Genomic DNA, 25487 nt, shown 5'->3' on the forward strand with positions numbered 1-25487 from the left:
GGCCGCATGGCCCGGCACGCCTTACTGACCGGCGAGCCGCTTGCGTATCGGCTCAAACTCTTTTGTGGCGCTGCGCGGCAGGGGATCGGGCAGATTTTTCTCTGCCGCCTGCCAGTAGCGCCACGGCACTTTCTGACGACCCAGTTCATAATCCATGCCGTCCCAGCTATCTTCACGAAAGCTATAAAATGCCCAGTGCGCGTCATGGCTGTCCAGCACCGTCAGCACATCTTCCAGGTACCGGGTACAACCGGCCAGCGTGCGCACGCAGCCAAACTCGCTAACCACCAGCTGCCGCTTATCGATCCCGTTACGCGCAGCCCATTCAAAAGGGCGTGCCAGATAGTCCGCGACACGCGCCGCATCCCACTGCTGCATATCCTCGCCGAAAGGTACGTAACCCGGATAGGGCCAGGGTTTTTCACGCCGGGCGTTGGGTGCGCTGGTCGCAGCATAGGGTTCATACATGTGCACGCTGTAAAGTATGCGCGTGTCGTGCAGCGCCTCAGGCCAGTAGTCAAACGCATCGGCGGCGGCATACCAGCCGCTGTCGACCATTATCGGTGTAACGGCATCTGCTTCACGAATAGCGGCTATCAGCGCGGCATAAAACGCCGGCAGATCGCGGCTTCCGCCACGCTGCTGCTGATACCAGCGCGCCATCGCCTCGCTGCTGGCGTGCTCTGCCAGTCCGCCATTTTTTTCCGGCGCGGGCTCATTGATCAGGTTATAGGCGGCGATAGCGGGATGATGGTGCAGAGCAGCAGCCAGATCGTGCCAGTAGCGCACGCTGGCTTCCCACCAGGCTTTATCCTGCCAGAGCCGATCGTCAAATTTTCCCCCGTTATTCTGCGCCCAGCGCATGCCGGGCAGAGAGAGAGGCGTAATAACCACGCGCAGGCCCGCTGCCCAGGCGCGGTCGAGGGTGTGGATAAGCGTCTGCAGATCGCCGGCGTCCAGCCTGCGATACTCATCTGCGTTACCCAGCAAAAAATCGCGTTGCTGCGTGGGCCACTTATCCCAGGAGAGCCGTACCCAGCTGGCACCGTAGTCATGCAGAGCCGTAAAATATTTGCTGTCAGGCGGCAGCCGGTTAAAACTGTTGGCCCCGTGCCGCGATGCTGACCAGAACGCCATGGCGTCTGCCGCCAGGCTAACCGGGCTGGTCAGAACGAGTGTTATAAACAGGGTAATAGTTGTCAGAAATGCACGCACAAGAACTCCTTCTTTTGCCTGAATTTATAGCGATAAAACCGCACCAGCAGGTGTTATTTTTCGTGAATTTTGCGCGCGCCGGATATTCACGATCGGTTCACACTTAGCGTTTAGTACCGGGCTTAAGCGATCGGTTTAGCTCCTGAATCCGCTTCATGGTTTTCACCGTGCGTCCGGCATTGACTGAGGCAACCGACAGGATAAGCATTTCAAGACAGACCAGCACGGTCCCGTGCAGCGGCATGCGTCCTCCCTCCCCGCCGCGTGGTACATTGATCACGATATCAGCCTCGCGCGCAAAGGCAGACTCCATCGCATGCGTCAGCAGAATGACAGGAATGCCCAGCTTTCTCGCCTCCTTTAACGCCGTGACCCCTTCACGATGCGCCGATTTCTGCGCCATCATCACCAGTACATCACCACGCTGCAGGCTCAGCAACTGCTCTGCCAGCGCAATGCCGGTGCGGTTCAGGGTTGTGGCGGGCAGCCCGATACGGCTGAACATACGGGCGCTGTAGTCCGCAAGAATACCTGACGCGTTGATGCCAAAGAGGGCGACCTGACGCGCTTCGCTTAGCAACGCCACCGCCTGTGCCACCGCCTGACGGTTTTCGGGCTGTGCCAGCGCGTGACACGCCTGCTGGTGTCCCAGCAGCACAAAATCGATGCTGGCATTAATATCGCAGGCCAGTTCGCTAACGGTCGCGCTCATCTTTGCCGCAGAGTTAATGGCCGGCCCCGCCCACTCCGCCAGCGTGAGTTTAAGATCGCGCAGGCCCGTAAAGCCCAGCGCCTGTACGGCACGGATCACCGTCGCATCAGACGTTCCCGTTGCGGCGGCAATATCGATAGCCGTCGCTTCCGCCACGCTCTCACGATGCGCATCAATATAGCGGGCGACCGTCTGCAGCCGGGGGGAGAGACTGGCGATACGAGCCCGGCAGCGGTCGCCAAAATTGTCTGTCCGGACACCCTTTTTTTTCAGCGCCATGGGCTGAGGCTCCTGACATTACCCGCTGTGAAAGGCGGATATGTTGTAGTGGCTGGTCTCATGATAATGAGATGCGCCCTATTCACTTTACTCACAGAACGAGAAACCTCTTCGCATTTTAATGCTTAATATACTGATTTATAACATTAATATTTAAATATACCGTCATTAGGCGGATTCCGGATAAATGTAGTATTACCTGCATTATATCCGTTTACTACTACATTCTTTCATGTTTGAATGATTCTCAATTACATTCAAGCCTGCATTGCGGCCGCTGAATGATTATTCTGCCTGCCCGCGCGCGGCAGGTTTTGCCGATGGCTTTATGACGGAACACTCCGTCTTTACCAGGTTTGCTGACATGCTTATTTCCTCTACTTTTGTGCCAAAGGCGTTACGCCCTGCGTTATATGTTGCGCTACAGGGGCTTATCCCTGTCTCCGTTACGGCCAATGCCGCAGAGCAGGAAACCACGCTCACGGTTCAGGCTGATAGTGAAACCGCGTCCGGCTATAGCGCCGGCAGCAGCACCGTCAGCAGCAAACTGCCCGTTGCGCGGCTTGATGAGATCCAGTCAGTCAGCATCGTAACGCCGCAACAGCTGGAGGATTACCAGGTCAGTCGCCTGACGGAGGCGATGCGCTTTGTCAGCGGCGTAAGCGAAGGTAATACGCTGGCAGGCACGGAAGATGGCTTTGTGCGCCGCGGGTTTGGCGGCAACAGCGACGGTTCGATCTATCGCGATGGCATACGCAGCAGTCAGGGCCTCAATGTCAACGCAGCAACGGAGCGGGTTGAAGTACTGAAAGGATCCGCTTCACTGCTCTACGGCATCCAGAATCCGGGCGGCGTCATCAATATCATCAGCAAAAAACCGCTTTATGAATGGCGTACCGCGCTGAGCGGCCGGACCGCCAGCAGCGGCGGCGGCAGCGGTACGTTCGATATCACCGGACCACTGGATAACGGTTTTGCTTTCCGGCTGGTCGCAGAGCAGCAGAACCAGGATTACTGGCGCAATTTTGGTCGTGATAAACACCGGCTCATCGCACCCTCGCTGCAGTGGTATGGCGAGAAAGCCAGCTTTCTGCTGAGTTACGAAGATTACCAGTATGCTATTCCTTACGATCGCGGTACGGCGTTTATCCATAACCGCCCGGTTGATATCGGCTACAAAGATCGGCTGGATGATAAAGCTGGCCACGCCTGGGGCCATAATAAAACGCTGAATACCCACTACGACTGGCAGTTTAGTGACGACTGGAGCACGCGTGTGACGCTGGGCTGGAACCAGCGCCAGTATGATAATAATGAAGTGCGCGTTACCGCCATCGATCCGGACAGCGGGGTTGTGACGCGTCGCGCTGACGCCAATCGCGGTTTTAATCATCAGACAAAATATATCGCCTGGGATCTGACCGGTACGCAGCAGCTTGCCGGCATGACGCACACGCTGGTGGCGGGCACCGATTATGAGATGAATCAGACCTTGCGGGCGCGGCAGTATCAGGGCAAAGCAAATCGCGGGTTTACGCTTGCCGAACCGCATTACGATCTGCTTGCGCCGGTCACAGATGCCACTACCGAGCGCCGCGCAAATGCGCGGCTGCTGAACCGCATTCACAGCCGCTCGCTTTACGCCAAAGATAGCGTAGCGATTAACGATCGCTGGACCCTGGTGGCAGGCGGCCGCTATCAGCATTATGAACAGCGCGCCTCAAAGGGGTCCGATCCAATCGTGCCGACGCTGGAGAGCAGCGGCAACAAATTTTTGCCGCAGGCAGGCGCGATCTACAAACTGACGCCGGATATCTCGCTCTATACCAGCGTCAGCAAATCGTTCACCCCCTCAACCGAGGTGGATGATGCGGGACGGGTGGGCAAACCTGAACAGGGCACCAGCTGGGAAGCGGGCAGCAAGTGGCAAATCACGCCGACGCTGTTTGCCAGCCTGGCGCTTTACCGCATTGATGAGCGCGATATGTCACTCAGCATCAATGGCACCACGCGCACTATCAACCGGGCGCGATCCACAGGCGCTGAAGCGGAGCTTAACGGGGAAGTGGCTGCCGGCTGGGAGATCAGCGCCAGTTACAGCTATGATATAGCGGAGATCGCTGACGATGGCGTAAACAGGGCCAATAACGGCAACCGGCTGCAGAACGCTCCCCGTCACGCCGGTGCACTTTGGCTCACCCACACGCTGGCGCTGCCCGGCATTCCGGGTGATTTCCGCATCGGGGGGGGTGCCCGCTATGTCGGTTCACGCGCGGGCGATCCGGAGAACAGCTTTACCCTGCCTGACTATACGGTAGCCGACACCTTTATTGCCTGGAACAGTACCCTTTCCGGGCATAAAACCCGGCTTCAGCTGAACCTGAATAATCTGTTTGATAAACACTACTACACCTCCAGCGGTGGCAACCTGCGCGTACGCGAAGGCGAGACCCGCAATCTGGTGGCGGAGGCGAGCATTGCGTTCTGATTCACTCTTTTTCGCCAGCCTGCTGCTGTTAGCCTGGCTGCTGCTCAGCCCGCTGGCGCAGGCAAAAACGCTCACCGATATTGACGGTCATTTGGTGACAATACCCGATCGCCCGCAGCGCATTGTGCTTGGCGAAAGCCGTATGCTCTATACGCTGGCGCTGCTGGCGCCTGAAAATCCGCTGCAGCACATTGTGGGCTGGCCACGCGATCTGCAGAAATATGATGCGCAGATGTGGCGCAGCTTTGCGCGACGTTTTCCGCAAATAGAGGCGGTTCCGTCACTTGGCAGCGGTGGCCCGGCGGCGATCAACCCGGAACAGGTTATTGCGCTGCGCCCCGACGTCGTCATTTTACCCAGTCTGGCACGCTATGATGATGCTGACGCGCGTCTGCTTGCGGTACTGCAGGCGGCACACATTCCGGTCGTGAAGATCGACCTGCGCGTTCAGCTGCTGAAGAATACCCGGCGCAGCGTGGAGATCCTGGGTGATGTGATTAATCAGCAGGCGCGGGCAGCCGCATTTAACCGGTTTTACGCCGCCCATATGCGGGTCATTGAGGAGCGGCTTGCTGATTTTCACGGTGCGCGCCCTGAAGTGCTGCTGCACCTGCATCTGGGACGCCGCAATGAGTGCTGCGTGACGGCAATCAACGGCAGTCTGGGCGAGCTTCTGCGCCTGGCCGGAGGCGACAACATCGCCGCCCGTACCCGGCAGGGTGTGTTTGCCCGCCTGAGTGAAGAGAGCGTGATTGCCGCGCAGCCTGACTACTACTTTGCTACCGGTTTTAGCGACAATCAGAGCAGTGGCCGGCTGAAGCTCGGACCGGAGATCGCGCCTGATGTTGCACTGCAGAGTTTTCAGCAGCTGACCGGACAGCAGAAAGGGCTGCGCGGGCTGAAGGCGCTGCATAACGGTCAGGCGGGCGCGCTGTGGATGAATTTTTATCTCAGCCCGTGGCACGTCGTTGCAGCAGAATTTATGGCTAAAACGCTCTATCCGCAGCGTTTCGCTGACGTCGATCCTCAGCAGACGCTGGAAACGCTGTTTCGCGATTTTTTACGCATGCCGCTGCAGGGAACCTGGTTTATGCGTATACCCGCTGACCAGCCGTAAACTCAGCGCTGATGGCGGCGTTTGAATACCCAAAAGGACCAGCTGTGGTAGGCCAGCGTCAGCGGCAGGAAAATCAGCATGCCGGTCAGCACCACGCCCTGCGTCACCGGCGACGAGGCCTCTTCCTGAATACGCAGCTGAAACGGCAGCAGCCACGGATAGAGGCCGAACGCCAGGGCGATGACCACTGCGCCGACAAGCAGCAGCGTTGTTATCAGCAGCGCCACCATCGCTTCGCGCCAGAGTAATATGGCCTGAAGCACAATCAGCAGCGGGATCGCAATCAGAATAAGCTGGCCAGGCGCGCGCTGCCAGCTCAGCTGCCATAGCGTAGGCTCCAGCAGTATCACGCCAGCCAGACATATCACCGCGCAGGTCCATGCCAGCACGGCAAGTGACCGGGCGCGTTCTCCCGCCGCCTCATCCAGACGCCAGCAGATCCAGCAGCAGCCCAGCAGCAGATCGACCGCCACCACGCCGGCACCACACAGCAGCGGTGCCAGCGAGAGATCGATAATAATTCCGGCGGGCGGACGCGAAACCAGGATCAGGCCGCTTATCCAGCCGGGCAAAAAGGCTGCGGCCAGCGAACTGGCTATCATCAACCGATCAAGCCAGACACGCCATGCCCTACTCACCTGCGCGCGATACGCCAGCGCCAGCGCGCGCAGAAACAGCGCCAGCAGCAGCAGAAATACCGGCACCATCAGCGTCTGCAGCAGCAGACTATAGAGCGCAGGAAAAAGCGCCAGCATTCCCCCGGCCATCAGCACCAGCCAGGTCTCGTTAGCATCCCATAGCGGCAGCAGGCTGTGTGCCATCCACTGCCGCTGCTGTGGCGTGTCGAAAGCGTAAAACAGCATGCCCACGCCAAGATCGGTGCCATCCAGCGCCAGATACATCAGCAGTGAAAAAATCAGCACGGCGGCAGAGAGATCGGCAAGCATCATCAGCTCCTCAGGCCGGTGTTTCAACGTGCTCGGCTGCCACGTCGGCATCGTCAGGCAGCGGTGCGTTGATTTGACGCACTAAATAGAGCAGGCCAGCCGCAAAACCCAGCGTATAGACCAGCACGATAGCGATAAAAATGACCAATGTACTGCTGAGCGACAGCGGCGAAAGGCTGTCAGCAGTACGTAACACGCCATAAACCGTCCAGGGCTGGCGTCCCATTTCCGTGACCACCCAGCCAGCCAGCAGCGCCAAAAACCCGGCAGGCGACATCAGCGTCAGCAGACGCAACAGGCGCGGTGAATGGTATAAACGACCGCGCCAGCGCTGCAGGTTGGCCGCCAGGCTAACCACCAGCATCAGTACGCCGCATCCCACCATCAGGCGAAACGCAAAAAACACCGGTAACACGGGCGGCAACGCCTCTGCCGGAAACTCGCTCAGACTTTTAATATGCCCGCTGAGGTTGTGACGCAGGTAGAGGGAGCCGATCGCCGGGATCGCCAGTTCAGCGTGGTTGCGCTGCGCCTGCTGATCCGGAATGGCAAACAGCCGCAGCGGCTCTCCCTGACCCGGCGGCGGAGCGTGCCAGCTCCCCTCGATGGCAGCCAGCTTAGCCGGTTGCCAGGTGCGCGTATTTTCACCATGCAGATCGCCCACTACAATCTGCGCCGGTACCGCCAGTAGCGTTACCGTCAGCGCGCTGCGCAGCATCAGACGGCTGGCCGCTTCATCCGGCTGACGGCACAAGCGCCACGCGGCTACGCCGCCCAGCAGGAAGCTGACGCTTATTGCCGAGGCGAGCAGCATATGAGCCAGACGCCAGCCAAAAGAGGGAGCAGCAAGCAGCGTCCACGCGCTGTCGGGCAGCAGACGGCCATCATCGGTCAGATGAAAATCAACCGGCGTCTGCATCCAGGAGTTAGCCGCAAGGATCCAGAACGCGCTCAGCACGGCGCCCAGCGCCACAAAACAGGTCACGGTGAAATGGACGCCAGGCTTAACCCGATCAAAACCAAACAGCATCACGCCGGTCAGCGCGGACTCCAGAAAAAAGGCGATAAGCACTTCGTACAGCATCAGCGGGCCTATCACCCCGCCCGCGCGTGACGCCAGCCCGGACCAGTGCGTGCCGAACTGAAATTCCATAACGACGCCAGAGACGGTGCCGATAGCCACCGTCAGGGCAAAAATTTTGATCCAGAACTGCAGCGCCTGCCGCGCTTCAGGGCGCTTCCCCCATAGCCAGCGCGCTTCAAACCAGACCAGGAAAGGCGCCAGGCCCAGCGTCAGCGCTGCCAGCGTAATGTGCATGCCCATGGTCAGCGCAAACTGACCACGGGCAATCAGCAGCACCCACTCCTGACTATTCACGGGTCGGCTTACCGCTGTAGCGGGTAATCGGGGTCTCCTCCTCTTTCTGCATCTCGCGCGAAAAAACTTCCAGCGCCGACAGCAGCGGACGCACACCCTGCCACAGGTCTTCATCATTCAGCAGTTTCATTACTCCTCTGATGCCGGGCGCAGCTTTCTCCTGCTGAACAGACTCGCTCGCTGGCTTCATCGCGACCAGCGCATCGCGCAGCGCCAGCAGTACATGATTAAACCGCTCGGGTGGAATAGTGCTCAGCATCATAAACAGCAGCGAAATGTTCTGGATGGCGTTCTGAGTACCGGGGCGATTCAGCCCGCCGGCAAGAATTTTACCAATGTCGTTGTTCGCTTTAACCACGTCATTGGCGAGACGCAGAAAGCCGTGCTGATGCAGATTCTCCAGCAGCGTATTGAGTGACTCCTGCGCGGTGGGTTCAGTGCGCGCAGGTTCAGGCTGGTAGTCCAGCGGTTCGGCCATTAGCTTTTCTCCGGGTGCGAAACATGTTCAGGGGGCAAACGGTACTCCGGCTGCTGCCATTTCACCTCAACCGGCAGGTGATCCAGCGGCGTGCGCTGACCGTGACGGAAGTTATGCAACGGCAGCGGATGCGGCTGAGGCTGACGCGCCAGTTTACGCAGGCTGACGGCAATCTCTTTGTAAGCCGGCGTGTTCACATCCGGGTCGTGGTGGTTACCGGTCAGACCATTGACGCCGGGTTTGCCATAGTGAATCGGGATAAACAGCACGTTCCCTGCGGCACGATCGGTCACCACCACCGGCACCTCCAGCGCGCCGCGCCGCGAGCGGATTTCAACCCAGTCACCCTCCTGCAGCTGACGCGCTTCCGCCAGCTGCGGCGAGATCTCCACAAACCAGTTGGGTGACAGCGACATGATGCGTCCGCCCTGCCCGGTCTGGTTTGTGGACTGGAAATGCTCCAGCATGCGGCCATTATTCAGCAGCAGATCGTACTCTGCGTCCGGCTGCTCTTCTGGCGGCTGCCACTCAAGCGCATAGAGACGCGCTTTACCATCCGGAAACGCAAATGCGTCGGTATAGAGCAGCGGCGTACTGCTGCCATCTGCTTTCACCGGCCAGAGCTGTGACTGCCAGCCTACCAGCTGTTCATAGCTCACACCGGCAAACAGATCCGCAATGCCCGCCGCCTCCGCCATGATGGCGCCGGGGTTTGGATAGCGCCAGTGATGCCCGAGACGCGCGGCGAGATCGGTCAGAATCTGCCAGTCAGGCCGGCTCTCACCCAGTGGAGCAAACGCCGGGGAGAAGTGCTGTATACGGCGCTCGGTATTGACGAATGTGCCCTCTTTTTCCAGGCTCGGACAGCCGGGCAGCACCACGTCGGCGTAGCGCGCGGTTTTGCTCATGAAAATGTCCTGCACCACCATAAAATCGAGCTGGCTGAACGCTTCATCCACTTTGGTGGAGTTAGCGTCTGAAAAGGCGGTATCTTCGCCGATGATGTACATTGCGCGCAGCTGCTTATCGTGGGCGTGCTCAATCATCAGGAAGTTATCCAGCCCCTCTTCATCAGAGAGCGCTTCCGGCGCAACCTGCCAGGCACGCGCCCACTTCTCGCGAACCGCATCATCCGTTACGCTTTCATAGCCGGGGTAAACATTGCTCAGGCAGCCAAAGTCGCTGGCCCCCTGCACGTTGTTATGGCCGCGCATCGGATAGCCACCGGTGCCGGGGCGACCATAGTTGCCGGTCACCAGCAGCAGGTTAGAGAGTGCCGTGCTGGCATCGGCACCGTGGCTGTGCTGCGTGATACCCATCGCCCAGAGAATACAGGCGCTGTTTGCCTGGCCGATCATCTCCGCTGCCTCGGTGAGCGCCTCCACGCTCAGACCGGTTACTTCACTCGCCATCTCAAGCGTAAACGGCGCGAGCGAGGCGCGGTAGGCGTCAACATCATTAACGCGTTCAGCCAGAAACGCGTCGTCTGCATAGTGATGATCGAACATATATTTCGCCATCGCAGAGGCCCAGACCATATCGGTACCGGGCCGGATACGCAGATAGCAGTCGGCGCGCTCCGCCATTTCATGCTTACGCGGATCCACGACCAGCAGTTTCTGCCCGTGATGTTTATGGCTCTGTTTGATGTGCGAGGCGAATACCGGATGGTTTTCTGCAAGATTACTGCCCACGGTGATAATCAGATCGGTCTGCTGCAGATCGCGCAGCGTGCCGGCATCGCCGCCATAACCCACGGTGCGGAACAGCCCCTGGGTAGCCGGGTTCTGACAATAGCGTGAAGAGTTATCGACATTGTTGGTACCAAAAATCAGGCGCGCGATCTTTTGCGTCAGATAGGCCTCTTCATTACTGGCTTTACTGGAGCCAATAAATCCAATTGCTGCGCCGCCGTGCTGATGCGCTACGGCACGCAGCCCTTCCGCCACCCGGTTCAGCGCCTCTTCCCAGCTGGCAGGCCGGAATGCTCCGTTTTCCCGGATAAGCGGCGTGGTCAGGCGATTCGGGCTGTTAACAAAATCCCAGCCAAACTTGCCTTTTACGCAGGTGGAGATGCCGTTTACCGGCGCCTCAGCGACCGGCTGCACCTTCAGGATATGGCGATCGCGCGTCCAGACCTCAAAGCTGCAGCCAACGCCGCAGTAGGTGCAGACCGTTTTGGTTTTTTTAATTTCTGTTTTGCGCAAAGCATCATCAATCAGTGAGATGCCGGTTATCGGCTCCATGCCGATGCTCTTCTCCATTTTTTTAATGGCATCAATAAACGGCCGCTTTAAATCCTCATCCATGCGGGTAAACGGACCGGCATCGGGCTGCATGGTTTTTTCTAAAAGCGCGTTACACGGGCAAACCGTGACGCAGTGACCGCAGCTGACGCAGCTCGATCCGGCAATCTCCGTCCCGCCATCCCACAATACGCGCGGATGTTCTGCGCTGTAGTCAATTGAGAGTGTCTCATTGACTTCTATGTTCTGACACGCCTCAACGCAGCGTCCGCAGAGAATGCACTGGTCGGGATCGTAGGTATAAAACGGATTGCTGTGATCTTTCGTGTAGGGTTTACGTTCATAGGGATAGAACTGAATCGGCATGTGCATATCGGCTACCGCATTATGCAGCGTACAGTCGCCGGTATTGTGCTCACACACCGTGCAGTAAAGTTCATGGCGATTCAGAATACGGTCCATACCTTCCTGCTGTGCAGCAGCCAGGTCGGCGCCTTCACTGACCACCTGCAAGCCTTCATAAGTCCGCAGGGTACAGCCACGCACCTGCTCTCCGTCAGCCCTGACCCAGCAGACATCGCAGCTTTGCAGCGGCGGCAACGCCGGGTGGTAGCAGACGTGCGGCAGTTTTTTTCCCTGCTGCTGCAGAAAATCGATCAGCGGTTGATCCGCTGCGCCATTCAGCCGTTCCCCGTTATAAATAATGGTACAGAGTGCTTCGCTCATTTTCGCCTCGTTGACGACAGTGCTCATTATGTTTATCCCGGTAAAACGCCGGGAATTTATTAAAGTTATTCAATGAGCTTAGAGCTAATTTTCTGCTCTGCAATGTTGCCGACTCGCTTATTTTCTAAATGTGGACTAAGAGGGGATAAATAATCATTACGTTAGTGAAATTGTAAGGAAAAATAACTTCCCGCACTGCATGGATATTGCACAAATAAAATTCATTCGTAATTTTTTTACGTGACAAATATCACATCTCTGCCAGGCTTATTTTCTACACGTTCACTGTACAAGGAGCCCGTTATGAATTCGTTCACTAACAAAACGCTAATCGCTAATGAATATCCGCAGCCGCCGTTTAACACGCCGTCGCAGGATTTCCCCGGCTTAGCCAGTAAAATGGATCCGCGTCCCGATCACGGTGAAACAAGCTATCGCGGTTCAGGCCGCCTGACCGGACGTAAAGCGCTAATCACCGGCGGCGATTCAGGTATCGGCCGCGCCGTGGCTATCGCTTACGCTCGTGAAGGCGCAGACGTTGCCATCAACTATCTGCCTGCTGAAGAGTCAGATGCGCAGGAAGTGGTTAAGCTGATTGAAGCTGAAGGACGTAAAGCCGTCGCTATTCCGGGTGATATCCGTTCCGAATCGTTTTGCCAGCAGCTGGTTAAAGAAGCCGCTGAAAAACTCGATGGCCTGGATATTCTGGTTAATAATGCCGGACGTCAGCAGTTTAATGAATCTATTCGCACGCTCTCGACGGAAGATTTTGACGCAACGTTTAAGACCAACGTCTATGCGATGTTCTGGATCACTAAAGCCGCGCTGGAATATCTGCCAGAGGGCGCCTCTATTATAAATACCTCTTCCGTTCAGGCTTATGAGCCAAGCGCTATTCTGCTGGATTATGCGCAGACCAAAGCCTCAATTGCCGCCTTTACTAAAGCGCTGGCTAAACAGCTGGCGGAACAGAAGATTCGCGTTAACGCTGTGGCACCGGGCCCATACTGGACGCCACTTCAGGCGTGCGGTGGTCAGCCGGAAGAGAAACTGCAGCAGTTTGGTTCCGGTGCACCGATGGGCCGTCCGGGCCAGCCGGTGGAAATCGCGCCGCTCTATGTCACCTTTGCTGAAAACCTGAACGGCTTTACTTCCGGCCAGGTATGGTGCTCAGACGGCGGTACCGGCACGCTGTAATAGCACATTCTGCCCGATATCAGCGTGGCTGCCCCTGTGGCAGCCACGCTGTCGTTTCAGCTGACAGGGAAGCATGATGAATAACCAGATTTTGCAGTCGCCGATGCGCGAGAAAGGGTTTGCGCGCCTTGGAGATTACGCTGCCATCGGGGAAGGCCGTTCCGTTGCGCTTATCGCACCGGATGGGGCTATTGACTGGTGGTGTGCACCTAATCTCGACTCCGCCCCGCTGTTTGACCGCCTGCTCGATCCGGAGATTGGCGGGTTTTTCCAGATTGTACCCGCAGCCCCCTTCCGCACCGAACGCGCTTATCGCGCTGACAGTAACGTGCTGGAAACCACCTTTATCACCGCAGAGGGTTCAGTCCTGCTGACTGAATCATTAAACAGCACGCTGGCCGGTCGTCTGCCGTGGAGTGAGCTGGCGCGGCGCGTTGAAGGGATCGAGGGCCACGTTGAGCTGACGCTGACGTTACGCTTTGGTACGCTGGCTGAGACCTGCTCGCCGTGGCGGGACTGCACTGAACAGGGCGATGTTTATCATATTGCCGATCTGATGGCGATGCTGCGCACCAGTGACGCGTGGCATATTACGCAGCGGTACGATGAACGTATCGCTGCCACGCTCAAAACCTCGCCCGGCAGTCACGCGCTGGTTGCTCTGCTGGTCACCGAGCGCGAACCGCTGGCGGTGCCGGATTTAAGCGCTATCGATACCCGTATTGAAACCAGCCACACCGCCTGGTGCGACTGGACGCGCAGCCTGAGTTATCAGGGGCGCTATGAAAAGCACGTGCGGCGTTCAGCGCTGTCGCTGAAATTTCTCTGGTACTCTCCTACCGGCGCGCTGGCGGCGGCGGCCACAACTTCCCTGCCGGAAGGTATCGGCGGCGAAAAAAATTATGACTATCGCTATGCGTGGGTACGCGACGCCTGCCTGATTATTAAATCGTTTGTGTTTCTGGGCGCGCTGGAAGATTGTAAGGCTGCTTTCTCATGGCTGTCGAAAACGATTATTCGTCACGGCACCGCGCTGCGCGCCTGTTATACGCTCGAAGGGGATGAAGTCCCGGCTGAATCTTATCCGCCGCTGCGGGGGTACCACCATTCACAGCCGGTACGCATCGGCAATAATGCGCGCGATCAGCTCCAGCTCAGTATGTATGGCGACATGCTCGCCACCGCCGATTTGTTTATACAGGCTGGTCACATTCTCGATCTCTCTACCTCGCGCATGCTGGGTGAGCTGGCGAATCATTGCGCTGATTCATGGCGTCAGCAGGATTGCGGGATCTGGGAGCTGCCCGATCAGCATCACTATACGCATTCCAAAATGGCCTGCTGGCTGGCGCTGGATCGCGCCGTGGCGCTGGCAGAGGCGAAACATATTGAGCCGACCTGGCTTGAGCGCTGGCAGCGCGAACGCGATCGCATCAGCGAGTGGGTGGAGGCGCACTGCTGGAGCGAGGCCAGACAGGCTTATCTCTTCTACCCGGACAGCGAAGATAAACTGGATGCGGCGCTGGCGCTGATGCACCGTTACGGCAACCAGGTGAATCCTGAGCGCATGCGCGCGACCTATCGCGCTATCCGTCAGGATCTGGGACACAACAGCGCAATGGTTTATCGCTACTCCGGTGTGGAACAGGAGGAGAGTACCTTTATTGCCTGCTCTTTCTGGCTGGTGGAAGCGCTGGCCGCGCTGGGTGATATTCCACAGGCAGAGCAGGCGATGGAAGAGATCCTCGACAAACTTTGTCAGCGTGGCAACGTTGAAACCTTTAATGAGATGTTCGATGTTCGTACCGATGAGTGGCGCGGTAACATGCCGCAGGGGCTGAGCCATCTGGCGCTGATTTGCGCAGCGCAGTCGCTGACGGATCACGGCTGAGAAAAAGCTAACGCCGCAGGCATGAGGGCGGGAACGGAGTCCCCCCTGATGCCGCTTAGTGGCTCAGGCTATACTGTACCGTGAGCTCACCCTTCTTTTCTTTTACTTTGCCAATCACAATGTCACCGATCTCCCCGGTGCTGAGCACATGCGTGCCGCCGCAGGCATAGGGGGTCAGTTCACCCCAGCTCACCATACGTTTTCCCGCCTCTTCACCCAGCACGCGGGGGTAGTTGCCCGCCACCAGCGCTGCAGCCCGCTGCATCAGCGCCTCTGCCGTAACCGGCTGAGTCTGATCCAGCGCGGTAAAAACAATGCGACCTTCCCCTGGCCGGTGGTTGGCTTTATATCCACGCCAGCCAAATGACTCTCCGGCATAAGCGATCAAATGACCCGCGGAGTGGTAACGCGAGTGCAGCTCGCGCAGCTCGCCATCCACCACCAGCTCCACCTCGCCTGGTTCAACCGGCCGATCGGTATAGTGTGCGACATCGTCGCCCTCCTGCAGCGCCTGCAGCATCGCCGCGCCGGCAAGGGTTCCGCGATCGGAGGGCTGTCCGCCACCCTGCGGATGAAACAGCGTTTCACTGAGTATGAGACGAAAGCGGCCATCATCCTGCGGTTCACAGCGTAATACCCGGGTGGTAAGCGTCAGCTGGTCGCTGGTGAAATAACGTTTGAGCGTCATAATACGTCTGGTTCCTTACGGCAGAGAAAAACGATCTCTCTTTTTAACCTGGTTCGGGGGCGGCAGGCGAAAAAAATCCGCAGGGCGAACGCTGCGGATAGATTTTGTGGCGATCAGTGCGCCTGATGTACGCGCTGGCAGTTATCAGCGCCTGCGGCCACCGGATGCGCGTCGAGATCGGCGCGCGCCGCACGAATTTTCTGCGTGTCGACGGCAAAGCGCTGGTCACGATCGCGCAGCAGCGCCGGGTTCATCTCTCCGTCGGCGGTAAAGCCCATCATCAGCGCTGGCTCGCCCAGCGGCAGGGTTTTGTCGCGGTCAGTATGCCAGGTGTGCCAGGTTTTTCCGTAGGTATTGACGATTTTGCCCATCAGCGCATGTTCAGCGGCGTCCGGGATGCCCGGCGCAATCAGAGAGCCTGATTTCACTTCATAGCGGTGGCTGTGCCAGTACTTCTTCTCGCCCGCCGGAAGCTGCTTAAACAGCCGCTCGCTGATGATATATTCAACGCCCATCAGCTTGGCATCTTTTTTATTGCCGTCGAAGATCACTGCCTGCATCACATCATCGTTGAGAATGGTGACATAGTGATGCGCTTCCATCTGTCCCTGTTTATCACCACAGTAGTAGTGAAATCCATCCAGATAGGTGTTAATGGCATCAATCGGCGGGCGCGACTGCAGTGCGGCCGCGCCGCTCTCCAGCAGCGCGGTTTTACCCGCCACGGGCGCACCGGGAGCGTTGACCGGTGACGCACTGTTATTCGCGCCGCATCCTGACAGCAACAATACGGTGAATCCACTCAATATAAGATTACGCATAGAGCATCCTTTTATTCTTTGAGTCATAAACATAGTTAATATGAATCAGGATGCCAGCGCAGCGGCGGAAACAATTACGTTACTGATTGTCCGCTAAAAAAAGGCGACCGCCATAGAGAATTATTCAGAAACCTGTTTTATTACGCTTCAGGCGGCCAACTGCGCGAACGTGAATAATACTTAGCACTTCCCTCTTCTGTTATCAGCAGAATATCAGCCTGAACCGGAGTCTTTATATGTCAGATTACTCCTCTGTCGCACTGCTCGGCCCTGGCGCTATCGGCACCACCGTTGCAGCTGCCCTGCATGAAGCCGGGCGCCCGCCGCTGCTCTGTGGCCGTACGCCCCATGCATGCCTGAGGCTGCGTCATGACGACGGCGAAATCCGGGTGCCGGGTCCGGTGCTGACCGATCCTGTCGCTATCCGTCATGCGGTTACGCTACTGTTTGTTGCGGTCAAAACCACTCAGGTGGCGCAGTGTGCAGGCTGGCTGCGGGCATTATGCAATGAGAATACCGTGGTGTGCGCGCTGCAAAACGGCATTGAACAGCAGACGCAGCTGCAGCCGCTGGTGAATGGCGCGCAAATTATTCCTTCGGTGGTCTGGTTTCCGGCTCAGCGCGAAGCGGACGCCTCTGTCTGGCTGCGCGCCCGGCCGCGGCTGACGCTGCCCGATACGCCAGGCGCAGCACGCATCGTTGCTGCTCTGGCGGGCACGCGCTGCAGCACCGATCTCAGCGCTGATTTTCACTCTGTGGCATGGCGCAAGCTGTTACAGAATGCGGTAGCGGGCCTGATGGTGCTGGCAAATCGCCGGGCAGGCATGTTTAACCGGAGAGATATTGCTGAACTGGCGCTGGCTTATCTCAGTGAAGCACTTAACGTGGCGCGCGCCTGCGGGGCAACTCTAAGTGACAACGTCACACACGAAATAGTGGCAGGGTTGCAGAGCGCACCAGCCGATCTGAGCACCTCTATTCTCGCTGACCGGCAGGCGGATCGACCGCTGGAGTGGCAGTGCCGCAACGGGGTTATACAGCGGTATGGACGCAGCAAAGGTGTGCCTACGCCATTGAGTGACATTATTGTGCCACTGCTGGCGGCAGCAAGCGAAGGGCCAGGATAATTATCCTGACATTAGCTGACAGCAGTTGATGCAGCTGTCAATCAATGACGTTTTTTTGCCCACCGGTATATCACAGAGTAATATCTCTGGTTTACGATATTTCTGCCCAGACAGGCTCGGTGACCAGCATAATATCGCGTCTTATCTCTCTGTAATCTCAATTAACGCGATAACCTGTTATCCCGCCGTCGCGCTTTTTGACAGTTCTTTACTTCAGCGCTACGCTTATTGCCAGTGATATACATCACAAAGTTGCGTAAAGAAAAATTATCTCCTAAGGTGTTCGCCTTTCGGCCTCTTATAGCTTTCTTTTCCACCCTGCAATAACCGGCTGCGAAAGCTATAAGATCGCTTTTATTTCATTGTCAAAGGAAGCCTATGAGCACTGAAACAGTAAATAAACCCGATCTGACCGTTGATGATATTACCGTCATCGACAATAAACTTTTAAAACGCGCCGTCGGCGCAGCTGCTCTTGGTAATACCATGGAGTGGTTCGATTTTGGCGTATACAGCTATCTGGCCGTGATTATTGGTCAGGTCTTCTTCCCCGATGCCAGCAATACCGCGCAGCTTATCGCTTCATTTGGTACCTTTGCCGCCGCGTTCCTCGTGCGTCCGATTGGCGGTATGGTGTTCGGACCGCTGGGCGATCGCTTTGGCCGTCAGAAAGTCCTCGCTTTTACCATGGTAATGATGTCCATCGGCACCTTCTGTATTGGTCTTATCCCGAGCTATGCCAGTATCGGCATTGCGGCGCCGATTCTGCTGCTGGTAGCCCGTCTGGTTCAGGGCTTCTCAACCGGCGGCGAATATGGCGGTGCAGCAACCTTTATTGCCGAGTATTCAACCGATAAGCGCCGCGGTTTTATGGGCAGCTTCCTGGAATTTGGCACGCTGGCGGGCTATCTGCTGGGTGCCAGCCTGGTAACCGGGATGATTGCGTACCTGCCGCATGATGAGATGATGTCGTGGGGCTGGCGTATTCCGTTCTTTCTCGCGGCACCACTCGGTCTGTTTGGTCTCTATATTCGCCTGAAGCTGGAAGAGACGCCGGCATTTAAAGACCATATGGATCAGCGTGAAGAGATGGAGCATAACAAGCCGCCGCTGACGCTGTGGCAGATGCTGCGTACCCAGAGCAAACCGCTGCTGAAGTGTATCGGGCTGGTGCTGCTGTTCAACGTCTCCAACTATATGCTGACCGCATATATGCCAAGCTACCTTACCGGGATCCTCGGCCTGAGCGAACTCTCCGGCCTGCTGCTGGTGATGGTGGTGATGTTTATCATGATGCCACTGACGCTGATGTGGGGCTACTTTACCGATCGTCTCGGCCGCAAGCCGGTTATCGGCTTTGGCGCGCTGGGCCTGATTGTGCTGGCTATCCCTGCGTTTATGCTGCTGGGTACCGGTAATATGTACTGGGTTTTTGCCGGACTGGCGATTCTTGGTCTGCTGCATACCTGCTTCAGCGGCACCATGCCTGCCACCCTGCCGGCACTGTTTGTCACCGATATCCGTTATAGCGCGCTGGCGATTGGCTTCAACCTTTCGGTCTCACTGTTTGGTGGCACCACGCCGCTAATCACAGCCTGGCTGGTGGATACCACGCACAACAAAATGATGCCTGCTTACTACATGATGGGCGCCGGAGTTATTGGCCTGCTGACGGTGCTGACGCTGAGCGAAACGGCGCGTAAACCACTGAAGGGGTCATCGCCTGCGGTCGCCACCCGTGCGGAAGCGCATCGCCTGATTGATAAACTGCGCCGGCAGCGCAAACACAAAAAGCAGCAAAAACCTGCCTGATACGCTGTCACGCTGGCCACCTTCAGGTGGCCTTTTTTTTGCCTGCAATTGCGTGCGCCTCACAGACACCGCATTGAAATCTATGCCTTAATGCCGCTTTACAGCTCTCTTCTCTACGCTTCTGTCTATAAGGATAGGCTATGCCTGCTCAGATGATGCCAGCGCATCGACGTATTATCGTCGCCGGTTCGGTTGGCAATTTTATCGAATGGTATGAATTTGCCGTTTATGGCTTTATGGCCCCGATTATTGCCAGGCACTTTTTCCAGCTGCCGGATGAGCGTGCCGGCACCAGTATCATCCTGACCTGGGCCACCTTCGCCGTGGCGTTCTTTTTCCGTCCGCTCGGCGCGATTATTTTTGGCCGGCTGGGCGATCGTCACGGACGTAAACCGGTGCTTATCGGCGTATTGATCATGATGACGCTGGTGACGGCTGCTATCGGGCTGGTGCCGGACTATGCGGCTATCGGTCTTGCCGCGCCGTTAATGCTGACGCTGTTGCGTATTCTGCAGGGCCTGTTTGCCGGTGGCGAGTATGGCGGCGCGGTGTCGCTGATGACGGAAGCCGCCCCGCCAGGCAAACGGGGCCTGTATGGTGCGTGGCAGTCGCTAACGGTGGCGTGCGGCCTGCTGGCCGGTGCGGCGACCGTCGCGCTGATCCCGCTGCTTATCGGTGAAGAGGCGATGTTCGCCTGGGGATGGCGACTGCCGTTTTTGCTGGCGCTGCCGCTGGGAGGCGCTGCACTCTGGCTGCGGGCCGGGCTGGATGAGTCGCCGCAGTTTAACGCTGTGCGGCAGGCTCCGGCGCCGGAACGCGCTTCTTTCACCGCCACATTGCGCGCCATTGCGCTTGCCATCAGCCGCCTGATGGTCTGGTCAGCGGCGGGCTACACCTATCTGGTGATTATGCCAACCTATCTGCAAACCACGCTGCATACCGGCTTTAATCAGGCGCTGCTGATTGCCGTGATCTCAAACCTCGGTTTTGCCGCCACTATTCTGCCCGCCGGCTGGCTGAGCGATCGCATCGGCAGGCGTACCATTATGCTGGTTGCCACCTTTATGCTGCTGATCTTCGCCCTTCCGCTGCTTGGGGTGTTGCAAAATCCCGCTTCCGGGCTGTTAACGAAAGCGCTGGTGGTCTTTGTGGCTGGTGCGCTGGTCGGCATGCTGGCAGGCCCGGGACCCGCCATGCTGGCAGAGATGTTTCCCACGCGGGTGCGGTACACCGGCCTGGGTTTCGCCTATGCCCTCTCAAACGCGTTATTTTCCGGCTGCGCCGGGCTGATTATTTCAGGGCTGATCAAACAAACCGGAAATCCGGATATTCCGGCATGGTACGTGATGATTACCGCACTGATTAGTTTTGTCGCGCTGCTGAGTTTAAATAAAGACGACCATAAGCGGCCATTATAATAACGACTGATGAGTGCCAGCGCAGAAATAGCAGCGGGAGAGGAATAAACGTAGCGGGAAAAGGCGATGTGCTGAAACAAAATATCCCGGCACGAACGTGCCGGGAAGCTGAGACTTACCAGTGATACTTATTGCTATCTTCCCAGTCTTTCAGCTCTTTTTCTGCCTGGTCTTTACCGTAGCCGTAGCGTTCCTGAATGCGGCCCACCAGCTGATCGCGTTTGCCGTCGGCAACATCCATATCGTCGTCAGTCAGCTGACCCCATTTCTCTTTCACTTTTCCTTTGAACTGCTTCCAGTTTCCACTGATGCGATCTTCGTTCATAAGTGCTCTCCTGTTTGACGGTGAAAGCCGTCTGGCTTTATTGGCGCATCGCTTACATGCGTAACCATAACCGTAGCCTATGACGGCAAAAAATAAATGTTTTGCCGCACAAATCGGAAAATTTACTTCTGCAACGACTTTACGGCGCGCCCGGACTTATATTTCCAAATATAGGCTATGATTTTCAGGGTACTCAGCACTTTACCTGAGACCTTTCTTCATTACCGGGGTGATTAGCCTTTTATTTCATAGAGTAAATGATTTCGGAAATGCGAATCGCTTGATGTCGTCCATTGCCCCGCGCGGGGCTTAACGAGGCAATAGAATGGAATCCACAACGTTGGAAAAATCCTGGGGTGCTGAAATCCTGGCTGACGGCACCGTGCGTTTTCGTCTCTGGGCACCGGGTCAGCAGCAGGTAGCCCTGCGCCTGAACGGTACCGATTATCCTATGCAGGCGGAAAAAGATGGCTGGTTTACCCTGTCACAGTCAGGGGTGACGCCAGGTGCAGAATATCACTACGTGCTGGCCGATGGCAGCGTGGTGCCTGACCCGGCTTCGCGGGCGCAAAAAGCAGAGGTTAACGGTCCGTCACTGGTCATCGATCCGCAAAGCTACCGCTGGCAGCAGACCGAGTGGCGCGGACGTCCATGGCAGGAGACGGTGGTGTATGAGCTGCATATCGGAACCTTTACGCCTGAAGGGACCTTTCGTGCAGCTATTGAAAAACTGCCGCAGCTGGCTGAGCTGGGTATCACCATGATTGAGGTGCTGCCGGTGTCGCAGTTTGGCGGTAATCGCGGCTGGGGCTATGACGGCGTCCTGCTCTATGCGCCACACACCGCTTACGGCAGCCCGAATGATTTCAAAGCGTTTGTTGACGCGGCGCATGCGCTTAACCTCTCCGTAGTGCTGGACATTGTGCTGAATCACTTCGGTCCTGAAGGCAACTATCTGCCGCTGCTGGCCCCGCAGTTTTTCCATGAAGAGCGCCAGACCCCCTGGGGGGCCGGTATCGCCTACGATGTGGATGCGGCCCGCCGCTACATCTCTGAGGCGCCGCTCTACTGGCTGAAAGAGTATCGCCTCGACGGCCTGCGTTTTGACGCTATCGATCAGATTGAAGACAGCTCAGATAAACATGTGCTGATTGAAATTGCAGAGCGCATTCGTCATGAAATCCCGGACCGTCCGGCACACCTCACCACGGAAGATTCACGAAACGTGATCTTCCTGCATCCGCGCGATGAACAGGGCAATACTCCGCTCTTCAGCGGAGAGTGGAACGACGATTTCCATAACGCTATTCATGTGCTGGCAACCGGTGAAACTCACGCCTACTACCAGGATTTTGCCGATGCGCCGGAGAAAAAAGTCGCGCGTATTCTGACCGAGGGATTTGCCTATCAGGGTGAGGTCTCGGCCCAGAGCGGTGAGACGCGCGGCGTACCGAGTGCAGGCCAGCCCCCGGTGGCGTTTGTTGATTTTATTCAGAATCACGATCAGGTGGGCAACCGGGCACAGGGCGATCGCCTGATCACGCTGGCCGGAGAGGCGCGTACCAAAGTGCTCTACTCGGCTCTGCTGCTGTCACCGCATATCCCGCTGCTGTTTATGGGCGAAGAATATGGTGAAACTAATCCGTTTCTGTTTTTTACCGACTTTCACGGCGATCTGGCGAAAGCGGTGCGTGAAGGACGTGCACGCGAGTTTACCGGCCATGCCGGACATGACGATGAGGTGCCGGATCCCAACGCGGAAGAGACATTCCGGCGTTCAAAGCTCGACTGGGCGAAGACGACCAGCTGCGAGGGCAAAGCCTGGCTGGCGCTGACGCGCACGCTGCTGTCGCTGCGTCAGCAGCATCTGGTTCCGCTGCTGGCGACGGCCGGGGGTCACAGCGGTCAGGTACTGGCGACCGGTGATGGCTACGTCGCCGTGCAGTGGCGCTTCCCGCAGGGCACGATCTCTATGGCTTTTAATCTGGGCAATACTGCTCAGGCACTTCCTGATATGCCAGGCGAAACGCTGTTTGCCTGGCCGCAGGAGCAACATGAACTCGCGCAGAACGCCATTATTGTCCGTCTGGCACCAGGAGCAGCAGCATGACTATCCCGACCTCCACTTATCGCATTCAGTTTCGCAACGGCATGACCTTTGATCGTGCCACGGAACTGGTGCCTTACCTGCAGAAGCTGGGCATCAGCCATCTGTATGCTTCACCCATTTTTACCGCGACGAAAGAGTCAACGCACGGCTACGACGTCACCGATGCCAACGAAATCGATCCGGCTATCGGCGGCAGAGCGGGCTTTGATCGACTGAGCGCAGCGCTGCAGGCCGCCGGCATGGAGCTGATCCTGGATATTGTGCCTAACCATATGGCGGCTTCACTGGAGAATGCCTGGTGGCGTGATGTGATTGAGCATGGACAGGAGAGCCAGTATGCGCGCTATTTTGATATCGACTGGTCGCGCAGACTGACGCTGCCGTTTCTCGGTGACGATTTCGATCGCGCAGTGGAAAAAGGTGAGATCACGATTAAAGCCGATCCGCAGAGCGGTAAACCGGCGCTGGCGTATTTCGACAGCTACTATCCGCTGACGCCTGCGAGCTGGCAGGGACGTGAAGCAGAACTGCTGGCGCTGACGGACCCCACCGCCATTACTCAGCTGCACGAGGAGCAGCCGTGGCAGCTTATGAACTGGCGTGAAGCGCGTAGCGCCCTCTCCTATCGCCGCTTTTTTGAGATCACCGGGCTGGCAGGCGTACGCGTCGAAGATCCGGTGGTCTTTGAGGATTCGCACCGTCTTATCCTGTCGCTGGTGCGCAGCGGCGCGGTCAGCGGCCTGCGTGTCGATCACGTTGATGGCCTCGCCGATCCGCTGGGTTATCTGCAGCAGCTCCGCACGGCGGCCGGTGAAGGGTGTTACATCACTGTAGAGAAAATTCTGGCCGACGGTGAACAGCTGCCGGAAGAGTGGCCCGTCTCCGGTACAACCGGCTATGAGTTTATTGCGGCGCTCTCGCATGTGCTGATTGACGATACAAAAATCGACACGCTGCGTCTCGCCTATGAGTCAGCCACGCGTGAGCGTAATGATGTGGAAGCGGGCCTGCGCGCGGCGCGTGAGCTGATGGTGGATCGTAATTTTGCCGGCGAATTCAGCCGACTGCTCTCGCTGGCAACCGATGCTGCCGGACTGGAGCACCGCAATTTTGGTGAGGCGGAGCTGCATGTGGCGCTGCGCGAGCTGCTGATTGCCTTTCCGGTCTATCGCACTTATGGTCAGGCAGCGGGTATGCCGCTGGCGGGCGAGGAGCGTCTGCTCAGCGTGCTTGAGAGCGTAAAACATAGCGCGTCCCCTGCTGCTCTGAGCTTCCTGCAGGCATTGCTGCTGGGTGCAGTCAGTGAAGAGGGTGAAGTGCTGGCAGCGGAGTTCCGCGCCCGTTTCCAGCAGCTGACCGGACCGCTGATGGCGAAATCGGTTGAAGATACGCTGTTTTTCCGCAATCACGTGGCGCTTGCGATTAATGAAGTGGGTGCAGAGCCGCTGCCGCACGCGTTCTCACTGGCACATTTTCATCAGGAGATGCAGACCCGTCTTCAGCACCAGCCTGACGCTATCTCCAGCACTTCCACGCACGATACCAAACGCGGAGAGGATGCGCGCGCGCGGCTCTATACCCTGAGCGAAGCGCCGGATGAGTGGGCAGAGAACGTGACGCGCTGGCAGCAGCTTAATCAGGAGCGCGTACAGGAGCTGGCGGATGGCCCCGCGCCGGAACCCGCCGTTGAGTGGATGCTCTATCAGGCGCTGGCTGGCGTCTGGCCCGCTACGCTGCAGCCGGACGATCGCACCGGACTGGACGCGCTGTGCGAACGCTTTATTCCGTTTGTGGAAAAGGCGCTGCGCGAAGCGAAGCTGCGTACCGACTGGGCAGAGAGTAACGAAGCCTATGAAAATGCGGTACTGGATTACGTGCGTCATCTGTTCTCTGCGGAGAACGTGGCGTTTCTCACTGATTTTTCCCAGGCGCTGCAGCCGTTTATTCGCGCCGGACTGGTGAACAGCTTTACCCAGACGGTGATCAAACTCACGGCACCCGGCGTGCCTGATATCTATCAGGGCTGCGAAGCGCTGGATTTCAGCCTGGTCGATCCGGACAACCGCCGCGAACCCGATTTTGCAACTCTGGTCAGCCAGCTTGATGCTGACGCCTTCCCTGACTTTACCAGTCAGCAGGGCTGGCTGAGCGGCAGCCTGAAACAGCAGATGGTTATGCGCCTGCTTCACCTGCGCCGCGACCACGCTGCGCTCTTTCGTTTTGGCGACTATGAAGCGCTGCAGGCCAGCGGTGAACATGCAGAAAAAGTGGTGGCCTATGCCCGTCAGTCTGAAACAGGTGCACTGATTGTAATTGCTCCGCGCCTGATCTTTGCTGATGCCCAGTGGGCAGACGTCTCGGTTGCGCTGAGCGAAACGCTGTCGCACCGCAAGTGGCTAAACGTTCTGAATGGAGAAACCTACGCTATCACCGACAGCATCGCGCTGGAAAACCTGAACTACAGCGCACCGCTGGTCCTGCTCAGCAGCTAACCCTGACTGATGGAACTGAA

General features: G+C 57.4%; 18 protein-coding genes. 9 read left to right on the forward strand and 9 right to left on the reverse strand.

The genetic code is table 11. The features are described 5' to 3' along the window. Positions 1-21: 21 nt before the first annotated feature. Together B4M48_RS04460 and B4M48_RS04465 are read right to left on the reverse strand one after the other, a co-directional pair. Positions 22-1215: a glycoside hydrolase family 5 protein gene (locus B4M48_RS04460; protein ID WP_250341353.1), complete on the reverse strand. Its 1194-nt coding sequence runs from the start codon at positions 1213-1215 to the stop codon at positions 22-24. 103 nt (positions 1216-1318) lie between these two features. Further along, positions 1319-2206, reverse strand: a complete 888-nt coding sequence (locus B4M48_RS04465; RefSeq protein WP_071668301.1) for a MurR/RpiR family transcriptional regulator — start codon at positions 2204-2206, stop codon at positions 1319-1321. Between the two features lie 364 nt (positions 2207-2570). Between B4M48_RS04465 and B4M48_RS04470 the strand changes: the two genes are divergently transcribed. Both B4M48_RS04470 and B4M48_RS04475 read left to right on the forward strand, forming a co-directional pair. Then, positions 2571-4694 (forward strand): TonB-dependent siderophore receptor, encoded by a 2124-nt coding sequence (locus tag B4M48_RS04470; RefSeq protein ID WP_288656079.1) that lies wholly within the window; start codon positions 2571-2573, stop codon positions 4692-4694. After that, on the forward strand, positions 4684-5811 hold the full coding sequence (locus B4M48_RS04475; RefSeq protein WP_040113862.1) for an ABC transporter substrate-binding protein: 1128 nt from the start codon (positions 4684-4686) through the stop codon (positions 5809-5811). Before B4M48_RS04470 ends, B4M48_RS04475 begins: the two co-directional genes overlap by 11 nt. A gap of 2 nt (positions 5812-5813) precedes the next feature. On the opposite strand, the gene B4M48_RS04480 is transcribed toward B4M48_RS04475, so the two are convergent. The 4 genes from B4M48_RS04480 to fdhF are packed head-to-tail and all read right to left on the reverse strand — an operon-like array spanning position 5814 to position 11586. Continuing rightward, positions 5814-6761, reverse strand: coding sequence for a cytochrome d ubiquinol oxidase subunit II (locus tag B4M48_RS04480; RefSeq protein ID WP_283341165.1), 948 nt, complete (start codon positions 6759-6761; stop codon positions 5814-5816). Positions 6762-6768: 7 nt separating this feature from the next. After that, positions 6769-8136 carry a cytochrome ubiquinol oxidase subunit I gene (locus B4M48_RS04485; protein ID WP_071668299.1) on the reverse strand — a complete coding sequence of 456 codons (1368 nt, stop codon included), beginning with the start codon at positions 8134-8136 and terminating at the stop codon, positions 6769-6771. Further along, entirely contained in the window at positions 8129-8614 is a 486-nt protein-coding gene (locus B4M48_RS04490; RefSeq protein WP_040113859.1) for a DUF1641 domain-containing protein, read from the reverse strand. The genes B4M48_RS04485 and B4M48_RS04490 overlap by 8 nt, the downstream gene beginning before the upstream one ends. Next, positions 8614-11586: a formate dehydrogenase subunit alpha gene (gene fdhF, locus B4M48_RS04495; protein ID WP_040113925.1), complete on the reverse strand. Its 2973-nt coding sequence runs from the start codon at positions 11584-11586 to the stop codon at positions 8614-8616. The genes B4M48_RS04490 and fdhF overlap by 1 nt, the downstream gene beginning before the upstream one ends. Positions 11587-11889: 303 nt before the next feature. On the opposite strand from fdhF, the gene B4M48_RS04500 reads away from it, so the two are divergent. Then, positions 11890-12783 carry an SDR family oxidoreductase gene (locus B4M48_RS04500; protein ID WP_040113858.1) on the forward strand — a complete coding sequence of 298 codons (894 nt, stop codon included), beginning with the start codon at positions 11890-11892 and terminating at the stop codon, positions 12781-12783. Between the two features lie 76 nt (positions 12784-12859). Then, positions 12860-14674: a glycoside hydrolase family 15 protein gene (locus tag B4M48_RS04505; protein WP_288656083.1), complete on the forward strand. Its 1815-nt coding sequence runs from the start codon at positions 12860-12862 to the stop codon at positions 14672-14674. 55 nt (positions 14675-14729) lie between these two features. On the opposite strand, the gene B4M48_RS04510 is transcribed toward B4M48_RS04505, so the two are convergent. Together B4M48_RS04510 and B4M48_RS04515 are read right to left on the reverse strand one after the other, a co-directional pair. Next, entirely contained in the window at positions 14730-15362 is a 633-nt protein-coding gene (locus B4M48_RS04510; protein ID WP_040113851.1) for a serine-tRNA(Ala) deacylase AlaX, read from the reverse strand. Between the two features lie 113 nt (positions 15363-15475). Then, entirely contained in the window at positions 15476-16183 is a 708-nt protein-coding gene (locus B4M48_RS04515) for an OBAP family protein (RefSeq protein ID WP_052246560.1), read from the reverse strand. 236 nt (positions 16184-16419) lie between these two features. Between B4M48_RS04515 and B4M48_RS04520 the strand changes: the two genes are divergently transcribed. From B4M48_RS04520 to B4M48_RS04530, 3 genes are all read left to right on the forward strand, one after another. Then, entirely contained in the window at positions 16420-17310 is an 891-nt protein-coding gene (locus B4M48_RS04520) for an oxidoreductase (RefSeq protein ID WP_288656086.1), read from the forward strand. A 378-nt stretch (positions 17311-17688) separates the two neighbouring features. Beyond that, positions 17689-19122 carry a glycine betaine/L-proline transporter ProP gene (proP, locus tag B4M48_RS04525; RefSeq protein WP_071668296.1) on the forward strand — a complete coding sequence of 478 codons (1434 nt, stop codon included), beginning with the start codon at positions 17689-17691 and terminating at the stop codon, positions 19120-19122. A 140-nt stretch (positions 19123-19262) separates the two neighbouring features. Further along, positions 19263-20540 carry an MFS transporter gene (locus B4M48_RS04530; RefSeq protein WP_071668295.1) on the forward strand — a complete coding sequence of 426 codons (1278 nt, stop codon included), beginning with the start codon at positions 19263-19265 and terminating at the stop codon, positions 20538-20540. A 115-nt stretch (positions 20541-20655) separates the two neighbouring features. Here B4M48_RS04530 and B4M48_RS04535 read toward each other — a convergent pair whose 3' ends face one another. After that, complete coding sequence (locus B4M48_RS04535) at positions 20656-20865, reverse strand: CsbD family protein (protein WP_040113843.1); 210 nt, start codon at positions 20863-20865, stop codon at positions 20656-20658. A gap of 325 nt (positions 20866-21190) precedes the next feature. Between B4M48_RS04535 and treZ the strand changes: the two genes are divergently transcribed. Together treZ and treY are read left to right on the forward strand one after the other, a co-directional pair. After that, positions 21191-22975: a malto-oligosyltrehalose trehalohydrolase gene (treZ, locus tag B4M48_RS04540; RefSeq protein ID WP_288656091.1), complete on the forward strand. Its 1785-nt coding sequence runs from the start codon at positions 21191-21193 to the stop codon at positions 22973-22975. After that, on the forward strand, positions 22972-25467 hold the full coding sequence (gene treY, locus B4M48_RS04545) for a malto-oligosyltrehalose synthase (RefSeq protein WP_288656093.1): 2496 nt from the start codon (positions 22972-22974) through the stop codon (positions 25465-25467). Before treZ ends, treY begins: the two co-directional genes overlap by 4 nt. Positions 25468-25487 lie beyond the last annotated feature (20 nt).

Source organism: Pantoea sp. UBA6567 (assembly GCF_002434165.1).
GTDB lineage: Bacteria > Pseudomonadota > Gammaproteobacteria > Enterobacterales > Enterobacteriaceae > Pantoea > Pantoea eucrina.

Bases quoted from the DNA above. Each gene is read 5' to 3' on its own strand.
- proP (WP_071668296.1), top strand. From the start codon at position 17,689: ATGAGCACTGAAACAGTAAATAAACCCGATCTGACCGTTGATGATATT.
- B4M48_RS04480 (WP_283341165.1), bottom strand. From the start codon at position 6,761: ATGATGCTTGCCGATCTCTCTGCCGCCGTGCTGATTTTTTCACTGCTG.
- B4M48_RS04490 (WP_040113859.1), bottom strand. From the start codon at position 8,614: ATGGCCGAACCGCTGGACTACCAGCCTGAACCTGCGCGCACTGAACCC.
- fdhF (WP_040113925.1), bottom strand. From the start codon at position 11,586: ATGAGCGAAGCACTCTGTACCATTATTTATAACGGGGAACGGCTGAAT.
- B4M48_RS04505 (WP_288656083.1), top strand. From the start codon at position 12,860: ATGAATAACCAGATTTTGCAGTCGCCGATGCGCGAGAAAGGGTTTGCG.
- B4M48_RS04535 (WP_040113843.1), bottom strand. From the start codon at position 20,865: ATGAACGAAGATCGCATCAGTGGAAACTGGAAGCAGTTCAAAGGAAAA.
- treY (WP_288656093.1), top strand. From the start codon at position 22,972: ATGACTATCCCGACCTCCACTTATCGCATTCAGTTTCGCAACGGCATG.
- B4M48_RS04510 (WP_040113851.1), bottom strand. From the start codon at position 15,362: ATGACGCTCAAACGTTATTTCACCAGCGACCAGCTGACGCTTACCACC.
- B4M48_RS04520 (WP_288656086.1), top strand. From the start codon at position 16,420: ATGTCAGATTACTCCTCTGTCGCACTGCTCGGCCCTGGCGCTATCGGC.
- B4M48_RS04530 (WP_071668295.1), top strand. From the start codon at position 19,263: ATGCCTGCTCAGATGATGCCAGCGCATCGACGTATTATCGTCGCCGGT.
- treZ (WP_288656091.1), top strand. From the start codon at position 21,191: ATGGAATCCACAACGTTGGAAAAATCCTGGGGTGCTGAAATCCTGGCT.
- B4M48_RS04465 (WP_071668301.1), bottom strand. From the start codon at position 2,206: ATGGCGCTGAAAAAAAAGGGTGTCCGGACAGACAATTTTGGCGACCGC.
- B4M48_RS04500 (WP_040113858.1), top strand. From the start codon at position 11,890: ATGAATTCGTTCACTAACAAAACGCTAATCGCTAATGAATATCCGCAG.
- B4M48_RS04515 (WP_052246560.1), bottom strand. From the start codon at position 16,183: ATGCGTAATCTTATATTGAGTGGATTCACCGTATTGTTGCTGTCAGGA.
- B4M48_RS04470 (WP_288656079.1), top strand. From the start codon at position 2,571: ATGCTTATTTCCTCTACTTTTGTGCCAAAGGCGTTACGCCCTGCGTTA.